At 66.6% G+C, this 14782-nt stretch carries 15 protein-coding genes; 5 read left to right on the top strand and 10 right to left on the bottom strand.

The annotated features are described in order from the left end of the window. Positions 1-14: 14 nt before the first annotated feature. On the bottom strand, positions 15-137 hold the full coding sequence (locus QRX50_RS36325; protein WP_285967604.1) for a hypothetical protein: 123 nt from the start codon (positions 135-137) through the stop codon (positions 15-17). Positions 138-296: 159 nt separating this feature from the next. After that, a complete protein-coding gene (locus QRX50_RS36320; RefSeq protein ID WP_285967603.1) occupies positions 297-1634 on the bottom strand; it encodes an acyl-CoA dehydrogenase family protein in 1338 nt (445 codons plus the stop codon). Positions 1635-1772: 138 nt separating this feature from the next. On the opposite strand from QRX50_RS36320, the gene QRX50_RS36315 reads away from it, so the two are divergent. After that, complete coding sequence (locus tag QRX50_RS36315; protein ID WP_285967602.1) at positions 1773-2978, top strand: DNA-binding protein; 1206 nt, start codon at positions 1773-1775, stop codon at positions 2976-2978. A gap of 869 nt (positions 2979-3847) precedes the next feature. Here the strand turns inward: QRX50_RS36315 and QRX50_RS36310 are convergent. The 6 genes from QRX50_RS36310 to QRX50_RS36285 all read right to left on the bottom strand — a co-directional run bounded on the left by QRX50_RS36310 (position 3848) and on the right by QRX50_RS36285 (position 8565). Then, the gene (locus tag QRX50_RS36310) at positions 3848-3994 is read right to left on the bottom strand and encodes a hypothetical protein (RefSeq protein ID WP_285967601.1); all 147 of its coding nucleotides are present in this window, start codon (positions 3992-3994) and stop codon (positions 3848-3850) included. Positions 3995-4246: 252 nt separating this feature from the next. Next, on the bottom strand, positions 4247-4816 hold the full coding sequence (locus QRX50_RS36305) for a potassium channel family protein (protein WP_285967600.1): 570 nt from the start codon (positions 4814-4816) through the stop codon (positions 4247-4249). Then, positions 4813-5559, bottom strand: coding sequence for a hypothetical protein (locus tag QRX50_RS36300; protein ID WP_285967599.1), 747 nt, complete (start codon positions 5557-5559; stop codon positions 4813-4815). Before QRX50_RS36300 ends, QRX50_RS36305 begins: the two co-directional genes overlap by 4 nt. Positions 5560-5762: 203 nt before the next feature. Next, a complete protein-coding gene (locus QRX50_RS36295) occupies positions 5763-6674 on the bottom strand; it encodes an SCO6745 family protein (protein WP_285967598.1) in 912 nt (303 codons plus the stop codon). A gap of 318 nt (positions 6675-6992) precedes the next feature. After that, a complete protein-coding gene (locus tag QRX50_RS36290; RefSeq protein WP_285967597.1) occupies positions 6993-7826 on the bottom strand; it encodes a DUF1214 domain-containing protein in 834 nt (277 codons plus the stop codon). Then, positions 7735-8565 carry a DUF1254 domain-containing protein gene (locus tag QRX50_RS36285; protein WP_285967596.1) on the bottom strand — a complete coding sequence of 277 codons (831 nt, stop codon included), beginning with the start codon at positions 8563-8565 and terminating at the stop codon, positions 7735-7737. The genes QRX50_RS36290 and QRX50_RS36285 overlap by 92 nt, the downstream gene beginning before the upstream one ends. Before the next feature lie 275 nt (positions 8566-8840). Between QRX50_RS36285 and QRX50_RS36280 the strand changes: the two genes are divergently transcribed. The 4 genes from QRX50_RS36280 (at position 8841) to QRX50_RS36265 (ending at position 13173) form a co-directional block, all read left to right on the top strand. Continuing rightward, complete coding sequence (locus QRX50_RS36280; protein ID WP_285967595.1) at positions 8841-10406, top strand: DUF1254 domain-containing protein; 1566 nt, start codon at positions 8841-8843, stop codon at positions 10404-10406. Positions 10407-10444: 38 nt separating this feature from the next. After that, positions 10445-11827: a cation:proton antiporter gene (locus tag QRX50_RS36275; protein WP_285967594.1), complete on the top strand. Its 1383-nt coding sequence runs from the start codon at positions 10445-10447 to the stop codon at positions 11825-11827. A 642-nt stretch (positions 11828-12469) separates the two neighbouring features. Continuing rightward, positions 12470-12868 carry an SHOCT domain-containing protein gene (locus QRX50_RS36270; RefSeq protein WP_285967593.1) on the top strand — a complete coding sequence of 133 codons (399 nt, stop codon included), beginning with the start codon at positions 12470-12472 and terminating at the stop codon, positions 12866-12868. Positions 12869-13047: 179 nt separating this feature from the next. Beyond that, on the top strand, positions 13048-13173 hold the full coding sequence (locus QRX50_RS36265) for a hypothetical protein (RefSeq protein WP_285967592.1): 126 nt from the start codon (positions 13048-13050) through the stop codon (positions 13171-13173). Positions 13174-13369: 196 nt separating this feature from the next. On the opposite strand, the gene QRX50_RS36260 is transcribed toward QRX50_RS36265, so the two are convergent. After that, positions 13370-13618, bottom strand: coding sequence for a three-helix bundle dimerization domain-containing protein (locus QRX50_RS36260; protein ID WP_285967591.1), 249 nt, complete (start codon positions 13616-13618; stop codon positions 13370-13372). A 271-nt stretch (positions 13619-13889) separates the two neighbouring features. Next, complete coding sequence (gene ppk2, locus QRX50_RS36255; protein WP_285967590.1) at positions 13890-14738, bottom strand: polyphosphate kinase 2; 849 nt, start codon at positions 14736-14738, stop codon at positions 13890-13892. Between the last annotated feature and the right edge of the window lie 44 nt (positions 14739-14782).

The following is a 14782-nucleotide window of genomic DNA, read 5'->3' as shown; positions in this document are numbered from 1 at the left end:
GGATTGCCGCAAGATCAGTGCGTTGACGGCTGTAGGCTGAGGAATTCGGAATAGCCGAGATGCACCAGCGCGGCGTAGGCGTGCTGATGAAATGCACTAGCCTGTTCCTCGGCAGTCACCGCCTCGATGCGGCCCATGATCTCTTCCGCCGGGTCAGAAGAGGATGTCGCGACGGGCGCCGCCGCTTCTGCTCGACGCGCTGTGGCACGCGGTCGACGTCGCTGAGTACCGGTTCCGCCAGGCAGCGCCCAGCGCCCGGGTGCGTCCGGTGAGGGGCGCACCCGAGCGCTCGCCCGTCACACGGGAAGCGGGGTCTCCTGGTAGGTGGGGACCGTGTCGATGGTCTCCATGAACTTCGTGAACGGCACGAACTCGTCGTCCATCAGAGCACGCGGGTTGTAGTCCGGGCTGGCGAGCACGCCGTGGACGCGACGGCGCTGCATGCCGAAGTTGCCGGCGTCGTAGAGCGGCAGCACTGCGGCCTCGCGCAGCAGCTTCTCGAACTCGTGCTGCTTGTCCAGACTGTTCACGCCCACGACCTGCATGCACTTGTAGACCGCGTCGAACATCAGCTCCGTGCATTGGATCTTGCACATCGCGCCGATCAGCTCGCCGTGGTAGTCGTGCTGGTCCAGGAAGTGCGCGGTCTTCCAGCAGAAGCAGCGGCACATCTCGATCCGCGCCGCGACGTCCCCGAGCACATAACCGACGTTCTGGTGGTTGATGATCGGGCTCGGGCCACCGGCGGTGTAGGTCCGCGCCCACTCGAGGGCGGATTCGTAGGCGGTCCGGGCCACACCGACCGCCGCGATCCCGGCCACCGGCCCCGACCAGGCGAAGTTGCGGTTGATCAGCAGGTCGCCGTTGCCGCGGGTGCCCTCGACGAGGTTGTTCGCGGGAACCCGGGCGTCGGTGAAGACGATCTCGGCGTTGGGGGTGAGCCGATGCCCCATCTTGCTGATGAGGTTGAAGCTGACACCGGGGGTGCCGCGCTCGATCATGATCGCCGAAAGCCCCTCGGTGCCGCCCTTCGACGGGTCGGTGCGCACCACGACGATGCTCGCGTTGGCACCCTGCCCGTCCCAGCCCGCGACGTTGCACGGCCAGTACTTGCGGCCGTTGAGCACGTAGTGGTCGCCATCGAGCGTGGCCGTGACACCGATTCCGACGGGTGAAGCATCGGGTGCGTCGAAGTTCGCCGTGCCGCCAGGGCTGCCGGCCGGCTCGCTCACCGCGTAGCCGACGATGTACTCGCCGGTCGGGTCCGAGGTGGCCGCGCGCAGGAAGCGGTCCTTCTGCTCGTCACTGCCCCAGTACCAGACGGGCATCAGGCCCAGCCCGTTGACCAGGATGGTGCAGGCGAAACCCGGGTCGACGGCGCACACCTCCTCGGCGGCCAGGATGAGGTCCACATTGGACACCCCGCCGCCGCCGTACTGCGTGGGTAACATGCAGAACGCGATGCCGGCGCGGTAGGCCTGCACATAGGCCTCCTTGGTCATCTGGAAGGCGCGCAACGGGTCCGCCTCGGCGTCGGCCGCACGGACCACCGGCGCGAGTATGTCGCGGGCGAAGGCACGGGTGCTCGCCTGGAGTTCCCGTTGTTCCGGGGTGAGGGTGAAGTCGATGGCCATGACGAAACCTCCTGCATCGGGTCGTCGGATCGGCCGGAATCGTCGATCTGCCCGGGCGAGGAGCACGCGGACGCTATCCCGGCCGGCCACGTCCGTCCTAGTCTGTTCAGGGGGCCGCCCGAACGCGAGGAGGTCGGCATGGACGGTCAGTCGGCCGGCGCCGGCGGCCACGAACCCGGAACGAACGGCACCGCCGCGATTCGGCCTGCGATCCAGGCGTCCTGGCAGCGCTGCCGCGAGGTCTACGGCATTGCCCCCGACACGCCGCCGCCCGACCCATCTCCCGACTCGGTTGCCGCGGCGCCGCGCACCGTTGTGTCGGCCGCCCGCTCGCTGGCGGCCGACATCACCCGAACCGAGGGGGTGGTGGCGGTCGCGGCCGGCGACGGGCGGATCGTCGCGGTGTTCGGGAGCCGTTCCGCCGTCGCGCTCGCCGGTGCACACCAGCTCGCCCCCGGGCACGACTGGTCGGAGAACAGCCGCGGTACCAATGCCCTCGGCACTGCGCTACTCGACGGACACGCCCAGGTGACCGGCCCGGAGCACTGGCGCGGTGACCTGGCCGACTGGTGCGGGGCGGGCGTCGCTGTGGCCGACCCCGACCGGCCCCGACCGTGCGCGGTGCTCGCCTTCCTGGTGCATCGCCGTCCGCTGACGGCGCTCGCGATCGCGCGCCTGGCCTGTTGCGCCCAGGAACTGAGCCATGGCCTGCGTCGCCGGCGCGACGACGTACTCACCGAGCTGGCCGGGTCGCTGCGACCGCAGGCCGCCGACGACGCCGGACCGCTGGCGGTCATCGACCGGCGCGGGCGGCTTGTGGCGGCGAACGAGGTCGGGCACGCCGTGCTCGGCTCCCGCGCGCGTGCCGGCGCGCTGCGGCTGGCCGCGTGCGCGGAGGACGGGTGCCCGATCACCGTCCAGCCCATCCAGCACGACGGCCAGCTCATCGGCACGCTCCTCACCACCAGAACAGACTCACCGCCGGCGACCGAGGCTGCCCACGCGCCGGTGTTGCGGCTCGCCGGCATCCACGGTGGGCACATCCTGCTCATGGCCCCGGCTGAGATCCGGGTCGCGCAGGCCGAGGGCAAAACCGTATGGCTGCTGACCGACCGGGGCCGGTTGCGGGCACTGAACCACACCCTGAACCGGCTGGAGACGCGGCTGGCACCACACGGATTCCTGCGGGTGCACCGGCACTGCGTGGTGAACCTGCACCGGGTGCGCGAAATCGCCCCGACCTTCCACGGCGGATTCGCGCTCGTCCTGGACGGGCCCGATCGCGAGACCGTCGCGGTGTCGCGACGGCATCTGGCCGAGGTCCGGCGCGCACTCGGCCTTTGAGCCTGGTGAGGTCGCCTGTCAACTGTCGCCAGTTCTCGGGATTTGTAGCTGCCCCAACTCGAACCGGATTCGGTGGCGATCATCGGGCAAGGCAGCGACTCCCGAGCAGCCGGCTCCACCGCGACCTACGGCCGGCTCGTCCAGGCGAACTCGAAGCCTTGGACCCGACCGACCCGCGCGCTATTCGACGACGCCAATGGTGGGACCCGCAGGTGCACACGGAAGTCCTGGCAGCCGAGCGACGGGACCGAGACCGGTTCAACGGATACGGACGCGCAGCTCAGGCCAAATCCATCCCCGGGGGACACGTCCCGGACGAAATCGGCTGGATAGGCGCCGCTCGGCCCGTCGGCTCGTGAAGACCGTGCAGTCCGAGCTCGGGGAGCAGGTGGTCGCGCAAGTTCCCTGAAATGCGGGAACTCGAACCCCTGACCCCCTCACTGCCAGTGAGGTCCGCTCAAGTCGCTGACCTGCGGGTATAGAGAACTCCCTAATCGGCGCACGCGGTTGGTAGCGGTTGGACGCAGTTCGATGGTGTTGAGGGCTGTTGATCACGTGCCGCTGCTCCAGATTTGCTCCAGGGCTGTCAGCCATCGCCGCGGCGGTTGGTGCCCGGTTCGATTACTGTCTGTACAGCGACAGAGCGAGGTCGGTCCGCCGTTCGATCAGTAGTATCTACGGAGTCTGCGCGAGAATCCCGGCGACGAGGCTCTGTGCTTCGCTGGATTCCCGCGGCGGTTTCTCGGGACACGAGCTGAACGAGGGTCCGGTCGGCGGCACGAAGTTGTAGCTGGCGAAAGCGCCGTGGTCCCGTCCGGTGCGATGCGCAGGCAGTAGCGCCATGTTGACTGAATCAGCCCAGGTCTTGGTCAGTTGTTCTGCGCCGGGCGGAGGATTGGGTTGATCGCGGCGAGCATGGCGGTCAGTTGGCCCGCGCCGTGCCGTGCACGCTCATCAGCGTCCCGTCCCAGCGCCTCGCACTCCCGGACGGCGGCGTCCCGTTCGCTGGCGATCACCCCGAACAGTCGAGCACAGCAGTATGGATCCAATGCTGCTCACAGCGTGACCTGATATCGCGTGCGGTCAAACGTGTCGCTCTCGAGAGACGCGCTGCATACGAAGCAGCGGCAGCTGGCGTTGCTGGTAGTGCGCAGGCAAGGCGAAGAGGTGAGGCGAGCAGCGCGCCTCATGGCGGTGCTCTCGGAGATGGCAACGTAGGTCTCAGACTCGGGATCGCACCGAGCCCATGTGTGTCCTGCGGGGAAGGCTCAAGCGCGGTCGGTCGTGGGGGTGTCCGGGCCAGGTGTCTGGTTTCGGTGGGCGAGCTGGATGGCACCGAGGAACACTCGGATACCGAGGCCGAGGACGAGTAGATCCAAGATCATCTGGGTTGTGGCGAGTAGTCGCGCGCTTTGGCTGGTGGCGCTGATGTCCCCGAAGCCGACTGTGGTGAAGACCGTGACGGTGTAGTAGAGGGCGTCGGTACGAGTCAACAGGCGGGTGCTGAAGCTGGCAGGGTCGGCCTGCGCCATCAGGAAGTAGGTGGCCGCGTACAGGAGCAGGAACAGCGGCGCGGTGGTGGCGAGCGCTTCGATCGCGCGAATCTCCGGGAAGGCGGCCTGCGTGATGGCGCGAATTTGCCAGATAGTGACGGCGAGCAACACCAGTAGCGCGACGGCCAGGGGGATCCCGAGCGGGAGGCCGGTGAGGTGATTGAGCGGTGCAAGGTAGTACAGGGCGACCAGCACGGTGGCTGCGGTCAGGGCGCGCAGCAATGCGACGGCGATGCGTCGGCGTCGTTCGGCCGACGGTGAGGCTTGGCCGGGTGTGGTGGTCATGTCGTGGCCGGTCGCTGGCTCAGGAGCGCTGTGGGTGCCAGTACCCAGAGGAGCATTCGTCCGGTCAGTGGTGTGGAGGCGATGAGCATCAGGTACACCTGTGCGATGGAGCCGTCGTGGCGGGTGAAGTCGAGTGCGTCGAACCATCCTGACAGGATGTAGAACACGGCGTCGATGATCAGCCAGGAGACGATGTTGGCGGCGATCCACCAGGCCCAGCGGCGGGTGTAGCCGCGTAGGACGATTGCCTGTGACAGGCCCAGTAGCGGTCCGAGCGCCAGGGTCTGGCTGGCGGCGAGCAGGAAGGCGCCGCTGACGTTGGCGTCGGTGTTCTCGGCGTTGATCACGGCGGGAATGATGACCAGCAGCCAGCCCAGCAGCGCGGGTCCGATGTTGGCCGTGATCCATCGCTTTCGGGGGACGGGCGCACGCTCGCGGATGACGAGCCACTGCAGGGCTCCGAGCACGCCACCGAACAGCACAGCCCCGGCCGTCGCGACCACCAACGCGGACACCTTGCGCCCGTTGGCCAGGTCCAGGTGCAGCACGTTCCCGCCGATCCAAGCCAGCACGGCTGCCGTGGTCAGCACGACGACGAAAGCGACCGCGTTGTAGAGGATCCACAGCCAGTACAGGCGCTTGTCCCAACCGCGGGTCGACACGGCCCGGTTTTCCTCGCCGCTGGCAGCCATCGCCGCTCCTGGTTCGCCTCCAACGTCGGCAGAGGCCTCGTCGAAGCACATGATTCGGGAAACTCATCGTTGGGCCAACCACACATAGCGCAGTCCGGTTGGTCCTTTGTCGGCACCGTTCTGGGTTCTTGACGGTGCTCGTCGCCGTGAACTCGACAGGTTGCAGCCGAGGAGAGGGATCTCCAGCTTGCGCTACTGGTCCTTCGCCGATCGGTGAGTCTGCTACTGGTGGGATCCCGTCGACACAGTCGCGGTCATGCCTTTGCTTCGTTCAGCTCGGCTGCGGTGTCGATGGTCAAGCCGGAGCCGAAATGTGGTCCACCACCGATGTTGTAAATCCCGGCGATGCGTTGGGGGTACGAGCCGCCCTCGATGATTGCCTCTGACCAGACATCGAGGTGGGTGAGGAGCTCGTCCAGGTCGTCACCGAGCGCGTCGACCACAGGCCGTTCGAGTTCGTCGGTGCGGACTTCAACCTCCTCCCGAAACGCCCGGCCGGCGTCGGTGAGCTGCTCGTCGTCGGTCATCAGCTCGCGATTTTTGAGCCGGTCGAAGCCGGCGTCCATGTCGGCTCGGGTCCAGCCCCGGGTCGGGGTGTACGCGCGGGCCGGCAGGCCCCACCACTGTTCGGTCAGCAGGAGGATCTCGACCGCGTCGGCGCCGCCGACCGCCCAGGAGATCACGTGGCTGTCACCGCGGTGCTCACGCAGCAGGTCGGCGGCTCGCCACATCGCACCTACCGGAGTGGTCGGGAAGCCGAGCGAGCGCAGCCCGCCGAAGATCGGGCGGCCTTCCCAGCGGGCCGCGTCGGCGGCGCGGCGGAGCAGGTCGGTGACCCGAGCGAGCCCCTCGGGCTGATTGCCGAGGATCCGCTGCAGCATCCCGGTCGCCGCGCGCTCGCGTGCCTCGAGGATGGCGTCGCGGCCGGTGATCTTCCAGCCAGCCTCGACAGCCGGCGCGGCGACTTTCGGATTGAAGCAGCCGAAAGCGGCAGCGACCACCTCACCGGCTACCTGGCCCATGCACGCTCCGCGGCTGGTGAAGTAGGCCTTCATGTTGGGACGGGCCACGCCGTCCTGGGAGGTGGGACTGCCGTCGAACCCGAGTGCGGCGTAGGCCGAATGCGCCTCCGGAGCGAAATACACGCCGGCCGCGACCGGCTCCACCGCGTTGCGCAGCCGACGGGCCCTGTCCCGGAAATGAGTGGTCATCAGATATCCCTGCTTGATCGAAGACTGGCCGATCGTGCGTGTCGGTCGGGCATCTCATGGGAGTTCCGGTGCACCTGTCCCGGTCCGGTTCGTCAAGCGGATCGCCTGCGCGGCCGGTGCAGACCACGAGTTCTCGCTACCCGGGGTAGCCGACCACGGCAGCCGGGGTCGCACGTCACCTACGGAGGATGAGGTGCCCGGCTCGGGGCTGGCCGGGTGGTCGCTGCGTCGGGCAGCGGGGTCAAGGCAGTCCACAGAACCGCCGAGCGCCTGTCACTGCACAGGTTCGATTTCGCCGGCTCGCCAGGTTTTGTCGAAGAAGGACTGGAGCGGGCTGTAGAGCCGCAGGAGGGTGAACCAGCCCCGTGCGGGGTCGGTTTGGATCCAGTTGCCGGGTGCGACGTGATCGGGCTGGGTGGGTGAGAAGTAGACGATGGTGGAGCCGTCCGGTTCGGTGCCGGCGGCAGGCGAGGGGTGCATCTGGCTGCCGGCCCGTGGGTAGCGCTGCGGGGTCCGCAGCATCGACCGAGTCTGGTTGTCGTAGGCGGTGAGTGACCAGAAGCGTGCGGCGGGTATGTCCTTGGGCAGCCGCACCCGGTAGGTCCTTGCACCGTCGAATGGTTCGCCGCCGGGGTCGACGTTGGCGACGAGGTACTGCGACCCGACGTTGGTCAACCGCATGCACATCGCAGGGGTGATGCCGGTCGCGGTGTAGAAGAAGGAGGTGCGGCCGTGCAGCTGGCGGGCGCCCGTGTCCGGGAATGGCCGGACGCCGTCTGCGGTGATCAGTGGCGGTGGGTTGGTGAACTCGAACCCGCCGACGAAGAGCATGTTCCACCACGCGGTTTCACCCTCGTAGTAGCGGTAGTCCTCGGTCGGGTGCGCACCCATGCCGAAGGTCCGTGAGGCCGCGTTGCCGACGGCGGCAGCCTCGTCGAGGATCCCACGTCTTCGTGGATCTGGCGCGAACGTCGTGCCCTTGACGATCCCGATGGCGGCGAACTGCCCCGCGAGCTCAGGATCGAGTGCCGTGGCGGGCTCCATCTGCACCAAGCGATCGAGGAGCCGGTAGTGGCCGAAGTCGTTCGGCGGGATGGTGTTCATCATCAGTCCGGTCCCCTCCACGAAACGTGGCCTCTGTGGATTGGCCGGCTGGTCCAGCAAACCGCGCCCGGTAAGGAAGTTGCCCAATGCTGCTGCCGACCCCTCCGGCGTGATAGCGGTAGATCTTCAGCTGCTCCTTGATCCGGTCGGCGGACGGAGTGGGGTCGTTGCCTGCGTTGTGGTCGATGAACGCGCGCCCGAGCACGACGACGTGGTTGGTGCGGGAGTGGCGAACGATGAAGCCGCCCTCAGGCAGCGGCCCGTCGTAGCAGGGAGGAACGAGCAGATAGGCGCCTCCCTGGCCGCGGTCGGCGCCCGGGAGGCCGAAGTCGCTGATCCAGCGGAACCACATGTCGTCGATGACACCCAAGGTGTCGGCCGGGGTCTCCACGACCAGCGGGCCCGGCGAGAGGTCGAGAAACGCCCAGAAGTAGACCGTGTCGGCGTTCCCGGTCAAGAAGAGCGACGAGGAATCCATCAGGTCGGAGAAGATCAGCACATCGCCGTCGGCGATCCCCGCGTTCAGGAACCCCTCCCGAAGGGCGCAGGTCGACACACCCTGGATCGAGTTCATGAACGCCTCGACGCCGTGCAGATAGTCGAGGTGGTCACGCAGCTTCGCTGCTGTCTCACGCGTCGGGTAGCCGTCGGTGAACTCCAACGTCCCGATCCCGACCTTCTGCGTCCCCGGTGTAATGATCGCCGACGGCGTCGCCGGCCTGGTCGCCTCGTCCACTGCCATCGCGGCCACCTCTTCAGTTCGGGCGTGAAGTTCCTCAGGGAGTGGTCTCAACGTGCCCGGCCCAGGCAGGCCGGGCCTCACCCGTGCCGGATGAGGTGCCCGCCGGCTCACGGGCAGAGCAGCCGCAGTCGCTGGCGTCAGGCGACCGTGCCCGCTGCCGCTGGTTTGGGCCTTTCACCCGCGCCGGATGAGGGCGCACCGTCGATTCCGGTGCGAGCATCACCGCGATAGCTCGGATGCCTGTTCCAGGTGGTCGCATTTGGAGGGTGAAGGCCGTGAGTGGTGCTGTGAAGCGCGAGGTTTCGGCGGTGAGGTTCAGCGGGATCTCCACGCCTGACCGGGTCGAGAGTCGTCTCGGGACGCTGGAGTTCACCGATGGCGCGCCGTCGGAATCGACAGCGCAGTTGCTGTACGACAACCTCGATTTCGTGCACGGGGTGGAGGCGTTCATCAATGCCTTTCCCGGCGCGTCGCTGGAGGCCATGCGCCAGGGGTTCCTGTCCATCGGAGTCGAGGACAACTCGGTCCTGCTGTTCTCGGAGTTGATGGACTCGGCATCGCTGTTCCTGACCGCGAACTGCGACACGGTGTACTTCCTCAGCTTCGTTGATCTGACCGACGGGCCGATGGTGCTTGATGTGCCCCCGCTCGGTCCGCCGTCCGGGATTCTCGGCACCATCGATGACACGTGGTTTCGGTGGGTCACCGACTTCGGTCTTCCCGGGCCTGATCGCGCGCAAGGTGGCCGATACCTGATCGTCGGGCCGGGATACGACGGGAAATTGCCGGACAGCGGCTACCACGTTTCCCGAGCACGGACGACGCGCGTCATCGTCTTGGGCCGGGCGTTTATGGTCGACAACGATCCTGCTCCGACCGTGGCGGCGATCCGAGACGGGCTCCGCATCTCCAAGTATGTCCCGGGTGGTCAGGGCACGGCGGTGGCGACGTTCCTCGCGGGTGAAGCGCCGTTGGCGGTTGTGCCGCCGGTGCCCGTGACCCAGTTCGTCGAAGGTTCGGGAGTTTCGTTCAACACCATCCCGCCGAACGACTTCACCTACTGGGACATGATCAACAATCTCGTCCAGCAGGAGCCAGCCGGGGCCGGCGAGCCTGAAACGCTGGGTCTGCTCGCGGCCGTCGGGATCGTCAAGGATCAGCCGTTCAATCCGGACGCGCGCATGCGCAAGATCCTCGAGGAGGCCGTGGTCGTCGGCAACGCGACGGCTCGCACTGTCTCCATCTCGCCGCGACCGGAGGAAGGCTTCGCCTACTACCCCGACTCGCAATGGTTCAACATGCTCTTCATCGGCGGGTACCGGTTCCTCGACCCACCGCCGGAGGTCACAGCTGACGGCGTCGTGCCCGGCCCGACTGACGGGGCGCGCAAACTCAACGCTCGCACCGCGTTCTTCTACCCCTACACCGGCATCACTCCGGCGATGTGCATGCGCCTCACCGGCATCGGCTCGCAATACATCATGACCATGCGCGACGGTGCCGGGGAGTACTTTGACGGCGGCCGCAGCTATCGTCTCACCCTCCCGCCCGACATCCCCGAGAACCGCTTTTGGTCGGTGATGGTCTACGACCGCCAGACCCGTTCCATGCTCCAGACCGACCAGGCCAAACCGGCTGTCGGGAGCCAGTCCGGCACCGTCGAGACCAACCCGGATGGCTCGACAGATGTCTACATCGGACCAACTCCTCCCGACGGCAAGACCGGCAACTGGCTCCAAACCGTCCCCGGCAAAGGATTTTTCGCCATTCTTCGGCTCTACAGCCCACTACAGCCGTTCTTCGACAAGACCTGGCGCCCCAGCGAGATCGAACCGATGTAGCACCATGCGCCGAAGGGCATGGACCGCGCCATGTCAGGGTGGACCCGGCCGTCGAATCGAAGGATTCAGACGGTGACGCCGCCCGGAGCCGGCCGTTTGATCATCATGGCAAGGGGGATCCGATGGGTGGCCTGACCGCTCTCGCCATCGTCGTCGTTGCGTACACGCTGGTGGCGTCGAAGCTCGACCGCTGGTGGATCTCCGGGCCCATGGTGTTCGTTGCCGCCGGTACGATCCTCGGTCCCGCTGTGCTGAATGTTCTTCCGTTGTCGCTGACCACCGAGGCGGTCCTGACCGTCACTGAGGTGACGCTGGCCCTGCTCCTGTTTTCCGATGCCTCGACCGTTCGCCTGCGCGAGGTGGAGGGCGATGCGGGTCTGCCCTCACGGTTGCTGTTCCTCGGGCTACCGCTGACGATCCTCGCCGGCGCGCTGGTCGCCCACCTCGTGTTTCCCGGCATCCCGTGGGCAGCAGCAGCACTGATCGCGACAATTCTGGCGCCGACCGACACGGCGCTCGGATTGGCGGTTGTCACCAACAAGCTGGTTCCGATGCGGATTCGGCGGGCGCTCAACGTCGAAAGCGGCCTCAACGACGGAATCGCGACGCCGTTCGTCACCCTGTTCATCGCGATCCTGGCCGCCGATGAAGGTCTCGGCGACCGCGCATGGGGACTCGAAGCGTTGGAGCAGATCGGGCTGGCCATCATCGCCGCCGTCGTCGTCGGATATCTCGGCGGAATGCTGATGGCGTTGGCCAAGGAACACGGTTGGACCAACAACGTGTCCGAGCAGATCGCCATCCTTGCCCTCGCGCTGCTCGCCTACGAGGGGTCAGTCGCGATCGGCGGGAACGGATTCGTCGCGGCGTTCGCGGGGGGCATCTTGTTCGGCGCCGCGACGAGACGCCGCCTGGACGAACCAGTCCAGTTCACTGAGACGCTCGGTTTGTCGGCCACATTCCTGGTGTGGTCGGCCTTCGGCGCGCTATTCCTCGGCGAACTGTTCACCCATAGGCTCTCCGCTCAACCCATCATCTACGCAATCCTGAGCCTCACCGTGATCAGGATGGTGCCCGTAGCGCTCGCGTTGCTCGCAACTCGGCTGCGACTGGCCACCTTGGCGTTCATGGGCTGGTTCGGCCCGCGCGGCCTCGCGTCTGTCGTCTTCACTCTCATCGCCTTGGAGGAGATCGAGCGTGCCGACGACGGCGGGATGCTCCTGCAGACCGCCACGTGGACCATCCTGCTCTCCGTCGTGCTTCACGGCGTTACAGCGTCACCGCTGGCCGCCCGGTACGGAGCCCATATCGCGAAACGGGGAGATGTTCCGGAACAGGCGCCGGCAAGCGAGCCGCGGATCCGGCTTCGCGACCTGGCAGGACGCCATGCGCCAGAAGCAGAGCCGCAAAAACCCGCCTGAACAGCCCAAGATGCGGTCGGCAGCACGATATGGACCGACTGTCACAGAAGGTGAACGACATGCGCCGCCGCCGACAACTGGCGCTTGCAGCGCAGATCTGGCTCGACGGGAAACCACGGGAGTAGAGCTGCACGCGCCGCCGGTCCCGCGTCATAAGTGTCGCCCGGGTGCCGAGCGTGCCATGACGTGCGGTCCCGCACCATTGACCAGCAGTTCGCGGACGCGCATCTCGGTGTCCTACGGGCGATCTACTACGAGATTCGCCACGGGAACGATGTGGCTAACGAGCGGATCAGGGCGTTGGCGGCGCAGGCACTCGGCGATCACACACGCAGAATGGCTGGGCACGCTGACGCGCTCAAACGCAGCCTCTGACTCCCATGGAAGATCCGCAGCTGCTGCGGCCGGGTAACCGCATGGGTAAAGGCGGGTGACGATCACGCTCGCGTTCACTCGCATGCCCGGTACTCCCCGGTGACTCCGCCCGCGGGACGGGCTCGATCCCCCGAGCGGATCCAGCCATCACCCATTTCAGATGGCGCGGCGGACGCGACGTGGTCCCAGGGTTGATGCATCAGGACTCTTCTGCTGCCTCCACCGCGGCAGACTCGCGATCGGAGGCCGACGGTGTCCAGTTACCCCTTGCTCAACCTGTTCCTGACCATGCTGTGGTTCTTCCTCTGGATCATGTGGTTGATGCTCCTGTTCAGGGTCGTCGCCGACATCTTCCGCGACGACGGCCTCGGCGGCTGGGGCAAAGCAGGCTGGGTGATCGTTGTGTGTGTACTGCCGTTCCTCGGTGTCTTCGTGTACCTCATCGCACGCGGGAAAGACATGGGCGAACGCGAATTCCGGCACGCGCAACGCAAGGAGCAGGAAATGCGCTCCTACATCCAGGATGTGGCCGCCGATGCACCCGCGCCCGCCAACGGCAACCACCACGGAGTCGACGAGCTGGAGAGGTTGGTCGGGATGCGCAAGCGCGGTGACATCACCGAGGATGACTACCAGCGCGCCAAGGAGAAGCTGCTCACGGTCTAGCTTCGCGACAGTGACGCCGTCGGCGCGGCCGATGGCAGAACTTTGCGGCATCTCGCAGAGACGCGGAACGCTCATTGAGGACAACCACCAGGTGGCACCTTCACGCGGCCCGGAGGGGGCTACACCTCACCGCCGAACTGACCGACCACGCAATCGCCTACATTGCCGACGCCAACCAGGTGGCTCCCGACAAGCGGTTCCACGCGATCTTCTACGGCGGCGCCACGAACGCGCCCCATCACCTCGCGAAGGAGCGGGCCGACCGATATGTCGGACAGCTCGACGGGGCTGGGATCCGGCCGTGAGCAGGTGTTCGCCGACGATCGGTGGGCCTTCCCGGTGACACGGCGACAGCGGCAGGCGATGTGGCCACTGCAACCGAACGACGGCCAGGCCGCCGGTCGGCTCGGGCGACGTGAGCAACGCGGTCGGGCCGGTGGCGCGTTCGGAGAGGGTCGAGCCCACCCTTCCGAGTCCGAGAGCCCAACGTCGTGACGGCCCTCAGCGCGCGGTGAGCTGGCTGCGGACGGCTCGCTCCACGAGGATCGGCAGGTAACGCCGGATCGGCGCCGCGGCGAAGTATTCCTGGACCGCCACGACCTGCGCCCGCACCATCGCATCCGCGGCCGGATTCCCGCCGAATTCGGCGATCAGCCTCGCCTCCACGCGCGCGAACTCGGCGCAGATTCGGACGTCTTCGCGTTGACCTGCTTCATCGTGCCCGACGGCCCGGTCGGCCAGCTCCGTCATGACGGTGACACTAAGTCCCGAAACGGTGCCGGAACCTCCCCCGAAATGGGCGATTGGTGGCACCGGTTCGGACCGACAACCCCACCTTCGGCGCGATCGACGGTGACCGCCTGGCTTCACGCAGTCGGATGCATGGTCGTGAGCCGTGCTGCGAACAGGTCGATCATGACTGGGTTAGCTTCGTCCCATGCCGGGCGTTGCCAGACAACGACGAGAAACTTGTCCACGTCGCCGGCGCGACGAGACCGGCTGCTCAGTCATGATTTCGGGATCAGAATCTCTCCGGTACGTAGTGCAGCGCAAGATGCGGCTCTACGTAGCTGCCGGCCGGCTGCCGTTTGGGTAGCTTCACGTCTTGGTGCGCGAGCGGCTCGTAGGGGATCTGGCTGAGGATGTGGGAGATGATGTTGAGCCGGCCGCGCTTCTTGTCGTCGGTGTAGGCGACGTACCACGGCGCCCAGGATGTGTCCGTGGCGCGGAACATGTCGTCGCGAGCCTTTGAGTAGTCGAACCACCGACCGTAGGACTTCAGGTCCATGCTCGAGAGCTTCCAGACCTTGCGCGGATCGTTGATACGACTCTCGAGCCGGCGGGTCTGCTCGTCGGCGCTGATCTCCAGCCAGTACTTGAGCAGAATGATGCCGGAATCGACCATCGCCTTCTCGACCGCAGGCACGAGGTCGAGGAACCTCTCGTTCTGCTCCTTCGTGCAGAACCCCATGACTGGTTCGACCCCGGCTCGGTTGTACCAGCTACGGTCGAAGATCACGACCTCGCCGGCGGCAGGGAAATGCGAGATGTAGCGCTGGATGTACATCTGCGACTTGACGCGCTCGGTCGGTGTCGGCAGGGCCACATGCCGGAACACCCGCGGGCTCACCCGCTCGGTGATTCGCTTGATGGTGCCACCCTTGCCGGCCGTGTCCCGCCCCTCGAAGACGATGCAGATCTTGGCTCCCGAAGTCTTGACCCACTCCTGCATCGCCACCAGCTCGCCGTGCAGGAGGCGCATCTGCTTCTCGTACGCCTTGGTCTTCAGCTTGGGTTTCCTGGCTTTGGCCGTGTGTTCCTCCGGAACCGGCGAGGGCACGTTCCTGGCCCGTTCGGACTTCTTACCCATTGGTCCCCTCCTCACCGAAGGTTGCTGCAGAAGCTGCCTTCCGA

The organism is Amycolatopsis sp. 2-15 (genome assembly GCF_030285625.1).
Classification (GTDB): Bacteria; Actinomycetota; Actinomycetes; order Mycobacteriales; family Pseudonocardiaceae; genus Amycolatopsis; species Amycolatopsis carbonis.
The sequence above is the reverse complement of the archived record's forward strand: the minus strand, read 5'-3'. Positions and strand labels throughout refer to the sequence as shown.

Coding starts and splice junctions, on each gene's coding strand:
- QRX50_RS36305 (WP_285967600.1), bottom strand. CDS start 4,816: ATGACCACCACACCCGGCCAAGCCTCACCGTCGGCCGAACGACGCCGA.
- QRX50_RS36325 (WP_285967604.1), bottom strand. CDS start 137: ATGGGCCGCATCGAGGCGGTGACTGCCGAGGAACAGGCTAGTGCATTT.
- QRX50_RS36315 (WP_285967602.1), top strand. CDS start 1,773: ATGGACGGTCAGTCGGCCGGCGCCGGCGGCCACGAACCCGGAACGAAC.
- QRX50_RS36260 (WP_285967591.1), bottom strand. CDS start 13,618: ATGACGGAGCTGGCCGACCGGGCCGTCGGGCACGATGAAGCAGGTCAA.
- QRX50_RS36320 (WP_285967603.1), bottom strand. CDS start 1,634: ATGGCCATCGACTTCACCCTCACCCCGGAACAACGGGAACTCCAGGCG.
- ppk2 (WP_285967590.1), bottom strand. CDS start 14,738: ATGGGTAAGAAGTCCGAACGGGCCAGGAACGTGCCCTCGCCGGTTCCG.
- QRX50_RS36300 (WP_285967599.1), bottom strand. CDS start 5,559: ATGTGCTTCGACGAGGCCTCTGCCGACGTTGGAGGCGAACCAGGAGCG.
- QRX50_RS36285 (WP_285967596.1), bottom strand. CDS start 8,565: ATGGCAGTGGACGAGGCGACCAGGCCGGCGACGCCGTCGGCGATCATT.
- QRX50_RS36290 (WP_285967597.1), bottom strand. CDS start 7,826: ATGATGAACACCATCCCGCCGAACGACTTCGGCCACTACCGGCTCCTC.